The sequence below is a fragment of the Paenibacillus sp. SRL342 genome, from assembly GCF_984798905.1.
Genome location: NZ_OZ481790.1, coordinates 2834431 through 2847780 on the forward strand (window position 1 = coordinate 2834431; position 13350 = coordinate 2847780).

Consider the following 13350-nt stretch of genomic DNA (forward strand, 5'->3'; position numbering starts at 1 on the left):
ATTTTATAAATAGGAAGTGACACTATGGCAATCGATAAAAAACAGGTTGAGGAGATCGTCCGGGCAGTCGGTGGCAAAGAGAATATTGAAGCTGCAACGCACTGTGTTACACGACTCCGGTTTGCCTTGTACGATGAGAGTAAAGTGGATACTGAAAGTCTGGATCAGAATGATCTGGTTAAAGGTCAGTTCTCTTCCCAAGGACAATTCCAGGTCGTTATTGGGCCTGGTCTGGTGGATAAAGTCTATGATGAGATGATTCAGATTACCGGGGGAGATCGTTCTTCCAAGGATGATGTGAAGGCGGTTGCTGGTAAAAAGCAAAATCCAATTCAGCGAGCGATTAAAACACTCTCGGATATTTTCATTCCGATCTTGCCTGCAATCATTACGGCAGGTCTTTTGCTCGGGATTAACAATATTCTTACAGGTCCAGGCATTTTCTTTGATGGAAAATCATTGGTGGATGTTTATCCAGCCTGGAAGGATCTTGCGTCCATTATTAATACGATTGCCAGTACAGCCTTCACGTTCCTGCCGGCTCTAATTGGTTGGGCAGCTGTAAAAAGGTTTGGAGGCAGTCCGCTGCTCGGGATCGTGCTGGGTCTCATTTTGGTACATCCCGATCTGCTGAGTGCATATGGTTACGCTGATGCTGTGAATAATGGCACGGTGCCAACATGGAATCTGTTCGGTTGGGAGATTGAGAAGATCGGTTATCAAGGGCAGGTTCTGCCAGTACTGGTATCGGCCTATCTGCTTGCAAAGATGGAAATTTTCCTGAACAAAAGGGTACATGATTCGATCAAACTGCTGGTCGTTGCACCAGTTACGTTGCTGATTACCGGATTCCTGGCATTTACGATTATTGGACCGGTTACATTTGCTATTGCAAATGCAATTACATCCGGCTTGATCTATGTATACGATTCATACGCGGCGCTGGGTGGTCTGATCTACGGTGGTCTGTACGCTTTGCTCGTTATCACCGGTATGCATCACACGTTCCTCGCGGTGGATGTTCAGCTCATTGGTAGTCAGGGCGGTACGTTCCTGTGGCCGATGCTGGCATTGTCCAATATCGCACAGGGTTCGGCGGCACTTGCGATGATGCTTGTCCTGCGTGAGAAGAAAATGAGAGGACTTGCGGCAACGTCCTCGGTATCGGCCTTCCTCGGGGTAACCGAGCCGGCGATCTTTGGTGTTAACATCCGTTACCGTTATCCGTTTATCTTTGGTATGATCGGTTCCGCGATTGGTGGTGTGCTGCTGACGATGAATAATGTTCAGGCAACCTCCATCGGTGTAGGTGGTGTACCTGGATTCCTGTCGATTTTCCCTAACAAATGGGGTGTCTTCTTCATCGGCATGGCGATTGTCCTGGTTGTACCATTTGTACTGACAGTCCTTTTTGGCAGAGCCAAACTGAGAAAAGAAGATCGTAGTGCAAGCAATGAAACCGTTGCTGAGCCTAAAGCGGCTACATCGCAGTCTGCTTCGGGTGTTACCTCTTCAACTGCAAAAACAGATCCAAACCAGCGCACACGTAGTGCAGCTCAAGTAGGAGACGAAGCCGTGAATACACTGGAAATCATGGCGCCATTAACAGGCCAGGCCGTATCACTGGAGCAAGTACCAGATCCGGCTTTTGCCGAGAAACAGATGGGTGAGGGTGTAGCAATTGAGCCTTCCGGCAACGTTGTTGTTGCCCCGTTTGATGCTCAGGTAGCTCATGTGATCAAAAGTAAACATGCGGTGATTCTTGAACACGCGAGTGGATTACAGGTTCTGATCCATGTCGGGATTAATACCGTATCCCTCAAGGGTGAAGGCTTCAACATGCATGTGGAAGCTGGCGAGCATGTAAAGGCTGGACAAAAGCTGTTGGAGTTTGATCGTAAGGTAATTGAAGATGCGGGATACCCGCTGATTACCCCGATTATCATTCCAGATGGTCAGGATATGGTTGAATGGGTGGAAGTCACGACAGGTGATGTTACATCTAATCAAAATGGTGTGTTGAAGGTTCATCTGAAAGGTTAATTGAATACAACAACAAGAAGGGGCTGCGTGATGTGCAGCTCCTTTTTTGTTGTGAGATCGTTATTTTCATGGCGATCATGGTAAACTGTATATAAAATGGAAGAATCACATTTTTAAAATAATGGTGGTTGGAAAGGTTCTTCTGACAAAGCAAGCTTCAGGCATGTTCGAGTCGTGGAATTCATATGGTGGAGAAAGAGTTCCTAGATCGATGAGGAGGAGAGCCATGACACGGATTGCGGTGATGGTCATTCATGGGCTGGGTATGCGGAAGGATGGGTACGCGGACAAGCTGATTGCTTGTTTGCATAAGGAATTGGACAAGGTGATGGTCTTGCCTGGAGCCTCCAAACAGATGCTCGATATCGAACCTGTATATTGGGCGGATGTATTTGAGGAGCGGGAAGAGGCGCTCTTTCAACAGCTCGTCAGCTCTCCGGGATTGAACTTTCAGGCGTTGCGCCGATTTGTCATCCACTACCTGGCTGATGCGGTTGCTTATCAACCGGTGGAAAATCAAGGCCATAACTACGATGCCGTACATCGAACGTTGAATCAGGCGATGCATACCCTTGCACAGCGTAATGGACCGGAAGCTCCGCTCTGTGTGGTTGCCCATAGTTTGGGTGCAGTAATCGCCAGTAACTTCTTCTACGATCTGCAATATCCGTCCAGTCGTGTGCCTGAGGTTGTGGATGTGAACTCGGCTCTGGAGCGGGGGGATACGCTGACCCATTTTTACTCCTTTGGTACAACCCTGCCCTTATGGAGTTTGCGTTACCATGACTTTAGTTGCCCAATTCAGGTGCCCTCTTCCCATGTGAATCAGTACTATGCTGGGCTGGAAGGGGAGTGGGTGAACTTCTACGATCGGGATGATATTCTGGGTTATCCATTACGCCCCATTGATCCCGCTTATGAGAAAGCGGTCAAAGAAGACATTGAAGTGAACTCTGGCGGCGTGGCTATGAGTTGGAATCCGCTAAGTCATGGGGGGTATTTTTCCAATCGAAGTATGAATCGGAGAATTGCTCAGGGACTGGCTCGAACCTGGACCTGGATAAATCGTTCATAATTAAGAGGTAGTTCAAAAAGTCCGCTTTTGATTACGAAGGATGCCTAATGGCATCATCAGCATCGAATATGGAATTCAGCCGAAATGTCCGTTGCTCACGTAGCTCTATCTACGCTCCGCTACTCCATTTCTATCTTCATCCCATCTTCTTGGTATTGAAAACCGGTCTTTTTGAACACGTATTGTCAGTACTATAAGTATTAAAATTAGGAGGGAATATGTATGGAATGCAGGACAGGCTGTGCCGCATGTTGTATCGCGATTTCAATATCATCACCGATACCGGGCATGGCTCATGGCAAGCCGGCAGGTGTACGTTGTGTGCAGCTTACCGATGATAATCGCTGCGGAATTTTTGGCCAAAAAGATCGTCCTGCGGTATGCAGTGGATTGCAAGCTGAGAAAGAGATGTGTGGTAGCACCGATCAGGAAGCCTTTGATATTCTAACCTGGTTGGAGCATGAAACCGCACCGAAGGTAATATGAGTGGGTTGTTTTAATGAATTGGGATAATTATACTTAATAGGGAAGAAGGTTGATTAGAGAGAGGAGACGCGAATACAATGGGGCTTGTTAAACGTTTTGTATTGGTTGTAGTGAATATGATCGGAGAGTCATGGATGGGGTTTTACCGACGTAACTCGGATTATTATGACCATCAGACTTCGGAGTCTAAAAGTAAGATTGGCTATTATGCATTTATTATTGGGGCAACATTGGTTACGGTGGGCATTGTAGGCTGGATGTACAACCGAATTTATTCATAAGACATCATTATGCTTAAAATTGAATGAGGCCAAATGTTGAAGATGAGTCTGTACAAATAAAAGAGAGTACCCGCAGGATGTGACATCAAATGGATACTCTCTTTGTCATGGAATCGGGGCGAAATATGATCATTGAAGTGAGGGCTCTGCTTTCTTTTCTTTTAACATATGTACAAGAATCATCTTCAGTAAGGAAGAGACGATGAAAAAGATAAACAGGATGCGGAACAATTGATATCCGGATACAACCGAAAGATCGGCATTGACTTCATGTGCCATGATACTCATCTGATCCATCCCGCCAGGGGCCATACTGAGTAGTGAGGTTGCCGCGGAGAGGGAGAACACATTCATTAATAGATAACTCAATCCAAGCGCACCAACAATGAGCAGTACACTACTCATCACCGCTAGCGTGACTGTCTGTGTCTTGCGTTGCAACTGTTCCGGCTTGAGCATCAGTCCAACGTGGCTGCCAATCATCAATTGCGATACGTTTAAGAGAGAGGTTGGCAGACTTGGCGTGTGCATCGTTGTACTTAATTGAACGACACACATGACAATCATGGGACCCAGCATAAAGGCCGTCGGAAATCGGAGTTTGCGTGCAACCCATGCACCAGCTACACAGAGCGGAGCATAGACAAGAATCTCGGGGAAAAGGGAACCCCACGTCGCTACGTCAATGAACGGATGACCTGAACCACCACCTGCGATACCTCCAATCCACGGACTGAACAGCAGGAACGGAACACAGAAGATAATCATGATCAGCCGAGTCACCTGCAAAAAGGTAACTAGCGTCAGATTGATGGATTTCATCTCTTCTGCAAGGGACACCATCTGGGACAGTCCTCCTGGAATGCTGCCAACCAGCAGGGAGGGGAAGTCAAAGTCGGTTATCTTTGAAGCGATGTAGGCCGTAATTACACACAATCCGATTAACAGCAAGGTCATCAGAAGCATCATGGGAAGTTGTTGCAAAATGCCGTGCAGGGCCTCTTTTGTTAAGGTGAGTCCGATCGAATAACCAACAATCAGAATGCCATAGTCCCGAATGGAGGCAGGCCACATGAGCGGCCATTTGGCGACTTGGGAGCCAAGCAGCATAAATACCATTGGCCCGAGCAACCACGGGATCGGTGTATGAATGACTGTGAACAGCAATCCGCCAAGAACAGAGACACCCAGACTAAGAAAAAACCGAAAGACAACGTGGGAACCAAGCTTGCGCATCAGTTCCATCCGTTTAGCCTACCGGTTGAATGAGGTGGTATGAGATTCAGGTATGCATTCAGGTTTAATGAAGGATTCATGTTCATGTGTGATCACTCCTGATGATGGGATACGTTGCGTTATCTGCGGAATAACCAGGCTACTACTGTTCAACTCATTAAGATCCTGCGAGAGCCGTAGCGGATGTTTTGGGTTCTCTGAACATTACATAGTACATCAGTGATGAAATAACGTATAGACAGCCTGTGATGCTGAAAGTGATCGCGTAACCCCAATACGTTCCGTACGTGGTGACCAGATAGGATTGAACAGGTCCCATGGTCGCCCAACCAATCATGAACGAGGTCTGCATCAATGAATTGGCAATGCCGCGGCGTTTGTCCGAGATCCGATCCACCAGTATGGCTGAATGAATGGGATTGGCTGCGTTCATCAATGCTTGTCTGAATAAGAAACTGAGCGAAGCGATGAACAACAGATTGGTGAAGCCTGTTAATAGAAGGAAGGGCAGCGACATGACCTGGAAAATGACAACGGCTCTTACGCTTCCGACCTTTGCGGCCAGGGTAGGACCAATCAGCATGGATACAATCGTCATAATCTGACCAAGTGCAATCAGTAAGCTCATGCCGCTCAGAGAAACCGAGAACCGATTGGTGAAATACAGATTCAGATACGGTACAACCAGTCCGGAACCTAATCCAATTAACAACTGAGTCACTATAAACTGACCAATCAGTCGGGAATCTTTTTTCTTCGTGATCGAATCGTCCGTGCTTGGGGTATTCGTTGAACTTTCTTTTAGATCCGCATTGGGTTGAAGAACGGGTTGCGCCGGGATTGTTGTCTGCGGAGCAGCCTTGCCTTCGGTTACAAATAACAGCGGTATAAATGCAGCTAGTGTTGCTGCACCACCGACAAATAAAACCGTCTGCAATCCGGTCACTTTGGCGAGTCCTGCCGTATGTAACAAATCTGCGAATACACCGCCACCCAGGCTACCAAGCACTTGGGAAGCGAGCACAAGAGATGAATAATAACTGAACATCTTCAGCCGCTGGCTTTTCTTGACGTTTTCCGCCAGATAAGGAATGGCTAGTACTTGGAACACCCCAGCGAAAAGGCCAGAGAATACCGCGAACCAGATCAGTCCTGTAGCCGAATAATCGAAGGAGCGTCCGATCAGAAAGATTCCGCTGAATAACGCCCCGGTAATGAGTAATCGCTTGCGGCTGAACAGATCACCGCATAGACCGATAGGAACAAACATAATGGCTGTTGCGAGTGATTGAATACTTACAATCTGGCCGTTCATTGTATCATTATAGCCCAGACCCTGAATGTACAGATTGTACAAGACAGAGAACATGCCATTTCCGATCTGATACAGAATGCTAGCCAGGAAAAACAGTTGAATATTGCGGGACCAGCCGCGAATTTCATCATTAATATGTTGCAAAACTCTCAAGTGGTTCCCCCCAGTCTGCCTGTGCAGTGATTCCAGTTTAACAGGAAAGGGGAATTTGCGGAAGAATTGACCACTGTTTATTTTGGTTCAGGGGCATCAATCACACGAGCAATGACGAATCCATCGTAACCTTTGCTACCAACCGTTTGCAGTGCTGTAGCTTCAAGCCGAGGGTGATCCGAGATCAACTGCAGGAATGATCGAACGCCTTGAACTCTGGGGTCTGTGCTGTCTGTGCGGATCACTTCACCGTCCCTGACGATATTATCACCAATAATAAGACTCCCCGGCCGAGTCAGTCGCAGGGCCCATCTCAGATAATCGGGATTACTCGGTTTGTCAGCATCGATGAAGATCATATCAAACGGTTCTCTGTATTCTTCCTGAACATCGGGAAGGGTGATTAGGGCAGGACCAACTCTAAGGTCAACCTTGTGCATCAGCCCTGCTCGTGTGAGATTGGCTCGGGCCAAGTCTGCATGGTGCCATTCTGATTCCAGTGAGACGATGCGTCCGTGTTCAGGCAGCGCTCTTGCCATCCAGATGGTACTGTATCCACCCAATGTGCCGATTTCAAGTACACGGGATGCGCCTTGGATTTGAAGCAGGAGTTGAAGTAACTTTCCTTGATTTGGTGTTACGTCATGAGCAGGGAGTCCAGCTTCGGCATTGCTTTGCAGTGTATGTTCCAGCAGGGAATCTGATGGAATCAGCAGATTATTCATGTAGTCGTCGACTTGAGTCCAGGTATTCTGTAGTTCGGTTGTATTAATATTCTTCATCTTCACATGTTCCTTTCCTTGTTCCTTGTATTGGATTTCATATTTCAACTATAAATGGAGTAGATATATAAATAAAATATATATTATGTATGATAATATAACTTTAGATTATGTATTTGACGTGGAAGAGGTGTAAACATGAATCTGCATGGATTACGATTATTTCATGCCATCGTGAGATATGGCGGGGTCACTCGTGCGGCAGAGGAACTAAATATTAGTCAACCTGCGGTATCTTCTCAGGTGAAGAAGTTTGAACGTGAATTGGGAATCCAGCTTTTTGTTTCGGAGGGAAGAAGACTGGTGCTTACGGATGCGGGGATACAGTTAACAGGTTATGCGGAACGTCTGTTCATGCTGGAGCAGGATGTCGAGAATTTTGTGCAGGATTTTCGGGAGGGCAAGAAAGGACTGATCCGTCTTACGGCAACCTACTTGCCTTCGAATTTTCTGCTGCCTGGCTGGATTGCGCGGTTCAAGCAAATGCATGAGGATGTGGAGATTGTTGTGAGCACAACCAACACCCGGATGGCTTTTGACCAATTACTTCGTTATGAGGCAGAGATTGCAGTGTATGGTGGAAGTGGAATTACACATGCAGGTGTCCAATGGGATGAATTGTTTGACGATGAGATGTGGTTTGTTGTGCACCCTGACCATCCGTATGCGGGAAAAGAAATCGAGCTGCATGAGATGATGGCAGAACCGTTCATTATGCGCGAAGAAGGCAGTGCCACGCGTGAGCGACTCGTTTCCCTTTGCACAACAAATAACCTGGCCGCTCCCCGCATTGCGCTTCAGTTCAACGGGCTGAACGAAACGATTAGTGCGGTGAAGGCAGGTTATGGGGCCAACTTTATATCTTCTTTGGTTGTGAACGAGGATGTGCAGCAAGGCAGGCTGGCACGTGTGTACGTTCGAGGTGTACAGCTGAGAAATACGGTTGCCGTATGTACACGAGCCGGGGAGGTACTATCACCTGCTGCACAGCATCTGGTCAAGCTTATCCGCCAAGAAGCTGCTTTGATGAAATAAATAGCGTGATTGTACTTAAAATAACTTAAAGTCCATGTTCCAAAAGACCAGTTTTCAGTATCCTAAAGTGGATTTTTGCACAGCCTCTTGAATGGACAGATTGCTTCTTCTACTATTAACTTTTATTAACTTTCGCTTTGTTGTGAAGTTCCCCATGCATGTAATCGGGCGTATAGGGTTACGCCGCCAATGATCAGGACAGGAATCCAGACTGCAATCATGGGCACACGGTGGAATAACAATGCGGCTGCAATGACGCCGATCAAATAGATGACAACAGCACCTGCACGAAGGTAGGAGTCTGTAAACAAGGCTTTGGTTAACGATCGGATATTGGCATGTCGCAGCTTTTTGAGAATGTTCACGGTATCCTCGACCACAGCGGCCAAATTATTGGTGAGCACGGTTGTTGAGATGCCAGCAATGCCAATGCGGCGTGCCGCAGTTGTTTGCATCCCCATTGCAACGGCTAGGATGACAATTAACAGATAGGACAGTTGTTCTGAAAATGGACTAATCATGGCGATCGCGAACAGTAGGAGCAATATGCTTTCAACAGTAAATACAGCTGTGACCTTAGAAGACCAGCCATTTTTGGTCTGCACAGGTCCAACCATATGTGCTGCAATGGCATTGCCAGTAATAAAACCAATGAGAGCAAGCAGTGACCGCAGCACGACAAATTCCTGAGCACGGGCAATGGCAATACCGAGCAGTACAATATTTCCCGTCATATTGGCTGTGAGCACATGCCCCAGTCCCAGATATCCGATCAGATCCACCATTCCGGCAGACATGCATAGAAGCAGCATGGCGTATTTTTGGAGGGTGCTTTGATTCATCCTATCCGTCCTTTCAAAAAAACGTAGCCCCTCCAGTATACAGCCATAACCCATGCTTCTTCAAAATGAATTCATAGCGCAAGACTTAAGGTGCAGCGAGCCAATCAAACATATTGTTCACTGCTGACTGATGTATTTTCTCGTGAAAATGATGATCCTGCCCGCCGTAGGCGTGAAATGTGACATCCGCACCTCGGCGTTTAAGCCAGTGATACATTCGGGTGCCATGACTGTAATTCACCTGTGTATCCGATGTGCCATGCATGATTAGCACGGGACAAGATAGTTTGTTCGCTTTTGACAAGGGAGAACGGGCGAGATAAGCTTCCGGAACTGCGCGTGGGGAGCCACCCAGCACCCGTTTCAATGTGCGCCTCAGGTCGGTTCGCTCATGGTAAGTGCGTTCCACATCGGCGACACCGCTCCAAAGAACTAACTTATGTACTCTGTCCAGTCCCTCATTATAGGCAGTTGCGGTATGTACAGCATTAATGGCTCCACGGGAGAAACCCATTAACGATATCCGAGTCGGATCGACAAAAGGTAATCGTTTCATCAACCGGTAAGCGGCATGCACATCTTCGGCATCTTTCCCGCCATACTCGTCACGACCTTCACCTCCTTCGTTGCCACGATAGGATGGAGCGAACACGATATAACCTTTATGTACAAATTGCTCAAGCCAAACGGTATTTACCCCGCCATAGCTGCCAAGTCCGCCGCGACAATAGATCAGCACAGGCCACTGTTCCTGTGTGTGAGCGATATCATGCATTCTGGCAGAAGGGTAGTGGCTGGCGAGTGGTTGCAAATGTAGAGATGTATGTATGGAAGCGAATTCCGGAAAGGCAGAGGAAACAGAGCCGGAATGAGAAGTTTCATATGTCGTGATATCAGGTAATGAACAACCTTGTGGCAGGTATAAATAAGCTTTAACCCGAAGTGTATCGGATGAATACGTCACTTGATAGAGCAGGAAAATCCACCTCTTTTATTAATAATTGCGGGCCAAATGACAGGGATGTTTCTATAGGATGCGCGTAAAATAAGTTCCCATACCTTCCAGGCTGAATCGCCAGCCCAAATGTGAGAAATTCGTTTATTGGCTCCATATGATTTATAATGGTTCAGGAGACCTGTGGATTGACCGCTTGTTCTCATATTCATAAAACTAATTTTAGTGTGCAGAAAGAAAGGGAGAAAGCCATGATGAACGCTCCACATCCAATCGATCAATTCAAGAAATTCAAATATGAAATTACCAGATTTATGATGATCTATAAATTTGCTCTGGATCAAATGGAGACCAAGATTGAAGTCCTGAAGGAAGAATTCCAGTCTTTGCATGATTACAGTCCAATTGAGCATACAAAGTCCAGACTGAAATCACCTGAGAGCATTATGAACAAGATGTTCCGCAAAAATCATGAGTTAACGTTTGAGAGCATCAAGCAAAATATCAAGGATATTGCTGGGGTACGGATTACATGTTCCTTTATATCGGACATCTACCGCATTAAGGATATGCTGTGCAACCAGAGTGATCTGCGTGTACTGGAGGTCAAAGACTACATCGAGAATCCAAAGCCAAACGGCTACCAAAGCCTTCACCTTCTGGTGGAAGTGCCTGTGTATATGTCCAATGGTGAGGAACGAGCATGCGTGGAGATCCAGATCCGTACAATTGCGATGGATTTCTGGGCGAGTCTGGAGCATAAGATTTTTTATAAATACAATAAGGATGTTCCCGAGCATTTGACGAGAGAGTTAAAGAGTGCGGCAGATTCGGCAAATGCGCTGGATCAACAGATGGAGCGACTTCACCGGGAAATACAGGAGATTAAGGACGCCGATAACGAGCGGGATGAAGAAGAACTGCGCCGTATTATTATTAACAATCAGCAGTTCACACTGCCGTCTAACTTGCTCAAGCTGTTGGGTAGCGGGGAGTAGTATTTGATGAGAAGTACAACAGCTTCATTGAACACAAACTCCACATCTCGTGTACGGATGGCTTTAATTCTGGGGACATTGTCGGCCTTCGGGCCGTTGTCCCTGGATATGTATTTACCCGCATTGCCCACGCTGGCTGATGAGTTTGGTTCATCTACTTCGTATGCTCAACTCAGTCTGACGGCGTGTATGATTGGACTTGCAGTTGGACAGTTGCTTGCCGGACCTCTAAGTGATGTACGTGGTCGGCGAACACCGCTCATTGCAGGGCTTGTGCTCTATACGATAGCCTCCATACTATGCCTGGTCAGCCCCACGATGGGCTCTTTTGTTGTGCTGCGGTTCATTCAGGGTGTAGCTGGAGCGGCAGGGATTGTCATCTCGCGCGCAATCGTCAGAGACGTATATTCGGGCCCGGAACTGACACGGTTCTTCTCTCTGTTAATGCTGATAAATGGCGTAGCCCCGATTGCTGCACCAATCATTGGTGGACAATTGTTGACGTATACGTCGTGGCGCGGCGTATTTATTTTGCTTAGCCTCATCGGTATACTGACGCTGTTGGCTGTCATTTTCGGTCTTGGAGAGACATTACCTTCCAACCGCAGATCAAGCGGAGGATTGAAGCAGACATTAATTACGTTTCGCCAAATCGCAGGGGATCGTCAGTTTATGGGTTATGCGTTGACCCAGGGTTTCGTAGCGGCTGGCATGTTTGCCTACATATCCGGTTCGCCGTTTGTGCTTCAGAAAATATACGGGGTATCCCCGCAAATGTTCAGTGTCTGCTTCGCCATTAACGGACTTGGCATTATTCTGGCCAGTCAGGTTGCTGGCAGACTTGCAGGTAAGGTATCTGAAACCCGGCTGTTAATCGCGGGGCTGCTAATCGCGGCGCTCGGAGGAACTTCACTGCTCATCGCCATTCTGGCCGGAGGTAATCTGATCTCTGTGCTGATTCCGTTATTTCTGGTGGTATCCAGTGTTGGGTTGGTCAATACTGCGTCCTTTGCCTTGGCGATGGCCAATCAGGAGAAATCGGCAGGCAGTGCGTCTGCACTTATTGGTGTGATGACGTTCCTGTTCGGAGGTATTGTCGCTCCCCTCGTAGGTCTTGGGGGAGAAGGAACAGCTGTGCCAATGGGAATCGTTATTGCGTGTGCTGATCTCGGTGCCTTGGTGATTTATTTCCTAATGGTCAGTAGAGGTAGGAAGCGCCAGAACAATTAAGTATTGAGTTAAATGCACTGATTCTGCACAACCTTGCGTTTATGGAGTCTTAATAGTGTAAAGTGACTTTGGGTTAAAAGAACGAAAAAGAGCCTTATTTGGAAGGAATCATGCTTCCAAATGAGGCTCTTGCTGTAGGTAAGGACAGGTTTAGCAGAGCGCAAACAAAATCTGTGTATTGGACAGTATACCTGGCGTGAGGAATGGATAGAAGTACCCCACCACAAAACCAAACAGATTAATCGCAGGCCACATCAGGTAGACATCATTGTATGTGAAGACAAGGGACCACCGGTTATAACAAAAGTTGGGCAGCGCACGTTCTTCGTTATCTCGTGGTGCCGCTGCACCAGTCTGTGCAAATTGCACAGCTTGAGTGAGGTTTTGCGGCTGTTGCTGGAGGAAGAGCGGAAGCAGACCCGGGCTGCTTTTGATCAGGTTATACAGAAAAAGCATCTCTGCCGGAGGCTGACCTACCGGACGAGGATAGGCACTAAGCAGGGTGGGCAGGTTTCCTTGAGTCAGTTGCGTAGGTACACCCGGTGCTGTACCCGGGATTGTACCTGGAATGCCTCCGGGGATATACGGACCGGGTACTCCGCCTGGAATGTATGGAGGATAGGAGCCTTGACCGCCAGGAATACCCGGAAACGTCGTACCACCCGGGGTGCCGCCACCGCCACCTCCTGGGAACAGTGGAGGCAATTGAAAGGAACGGTCTTCTCCATAACTTAGATAAGGGTTATATTCGTAATACATGTACAGAACATCCTTCCTGTCGTCGTATTCTGCATTCAGCATATGGCGGCATCTGCCTATATGTGAGTGCCGTCAGAAGATTTTATATGATCAACTCGTCGCATAATCGGATTGACAATTGAACTGATAACAATTATCATTGTCAATGAAATCGGACAAA

Annotated in this window: 13 protein-coding genes; 7 read left to right on the forward strand and 6 right to left on the reverse strand. The window is 47.3% G+C overall.

What is annotated here, in order from left to right:
- Nucleotides 1-24 precede the first annotated feature (24 nt).
- From treP to AC4E8D_RS13145, 4 genes are all read left to right on the forward strand, one after another.
- A complete protein-coding gene (treP, locus tag AC4E8D_RS13130) occupies nt 25-2043 on the forward strand; it encodes a PTS system trehalose-specific EIIBC component (RefSeq protein ID WP_221824919.1) in 2019 nt (672 codons plus the stop codon).
- 226 nt (nt 2044-2269) lie between these two features.
- Complete coding sequence (locus AC4E8D_RS13135; protein ID WP_221824917.1) at nt 2270-3118, forward strand: chemotaxis protein; 849 nt, start codon at nt 2270-2272, stop codon at nt 3116-3118.
- A 222-nt stretch (nt 3119-3340) separates the two neighbouring features.
- The gene (locus tag AC4E8D_RS13140; protein ID WP_221824916.1) at nt 3341-3604 is read left to right on the forward strand and encodes a YkgJ family cysteine cluster protein; all 264 of its coding nucleotides are present in this window, start codon (nt 3341-3343) and stop codon (nt 3602-3604) included.
- Between the two features lie 77 nt (nt 3605-3681).
- The gene (locus AC4E8D_RS13145) at nt 3682-3885 is read left to right on the forward strand and encodes a hypothetical protein (protein ID WP_490206300.1); all 204 of its coding nucleotides are present in this window, start codon (nt 3682-3684) and stop codon (nt 3883-3885) included.
- A 129-nt stretch (nt 3886-4014) separates the two neighbouring features.
- Here AC4E8D_RS13145 and AC4E8D_RS13150 read toward each other — a convergent pair whose 3' ends face one another.
- The 3 genes from AC4E8D_RS13150 to AC4E8D_RS13160 all read right to left on the reverse strand — a co-directional run bounded on the left by AC4E8D_RS13150 (nt 4015) and on the right by AC4E8D_RS13160 (nt 7371).
- Entirely contained in the window at nt 4015-5130 is a 1116-nt protein-coding gene (locus AC4E8D_RS13150) for an AbrB family transcriptional regulator (RefSeq protein WP_260633021.1), read from the reverse strand.
- Nucleotides 5131-5278: 148 nt separating this feature from the next.
- Nucleotides 5279-6589 (reverse strand): MFS transporter, encoded by a 1311-nt coding sequence (locus AC4E8D_RS13155; protein WP_490206301.1) that lies wholly within the window; start codon nt 6587-6589, stop codon nt 5279-5281.
- A gap of 77 nt (nt 6590-6666) precedes the next feature.
- A complete protein-coding gene (locus AC4E8D_RS13160; protein ID WP_221824913.1) occupies nt 6667-7371 on the reverse strand; it encodes an O-methyltransferase in 705 nt (234 codons plus the stop codon).
- A gap of 138 nt (nt 7372-7509) precedes the next feature.
- On the opposite strand from AC4E8D_RS13160, the gene AC4E8D_RS13165 reads away from it, so the two are divergent.
- Complete coding sequence (locus tag AC4E8D_RS13165; protein WP_237175686.1) at nt 7510-8406, forward strand: LysR family transcriptional regulator; 897 nt, start codon at nt 7510-7512, stop codon at nt 8404-8406.
- 125 nt (nt 8407-8531) lie between these two features.
- Here AC4E8D_RS13165 and AC4E8D_RS13170 read toward each other — a convergent pair whose 3' ends face one another.
- Entirely contained in the window at nt 8532-9248 is a 717-nt protein-coding gene (locus tag AC4E8D_RS13170; protein ID WP_221824911.1) for a YoaK family protein, read from the reverse strand.
- A gap of 85 nt (nt 9249-9333) precedes the next feature.
- Entirely contained in the window at nt 9334-10212 is an 879-nt protein-coding gene (locus AC4E8D_RS13175) for an alpha/beta hydrolase family protein (protein WP_221824910.1), read from the reverse strand.
- Nucleotides 10213-10457: 245 nt separating this feature from the next.
- Here AC4E8D_RS13175 and AC4E8D_RS13180 point away from each other — a divergent pair, with 245 nt between their 5' ends.
- Complete coding sequence (locus AC4E8D_RS13180; RefSeq protein WP_036608962.1) at nt 10458-11201, forward strand: GTP pyrophosphokinase; 744 nt, start codon at nt 10458-10460, stop codon at nt 11199-11201.
- Between the two features lie 6 nt (nt 11202-11207).
- On the forward strand, nt 11208-12431 hold the full coding sequence (locus AC4E8D_RS13185; protein ID WP_221824909.1) for a multidrug effflux MFS transporter: 1224 nt from the start codon (nt 11208-11210) through the stop codon (nt 12429-12431).
- Between the two features lie 150 nt (nt 12432-12581).
- Here the strand turns inward: AC4E8D_RS13185 and AC4E8D_RS13190 are convergent, their stop codons facing one another.
- Nucleotides 12582-13190 (reverse strand): hypothetical protein, encoded by a 609-nt coding sequence (locus AC4E8D_RS13190; protein ID WP_221824908.1) that lies wholly within the window; start codon nt 13188-13190, stop codon nt 12582-12584.
- Nucleotides 13191-13350 lie beyond the last annotated feature (160 nt).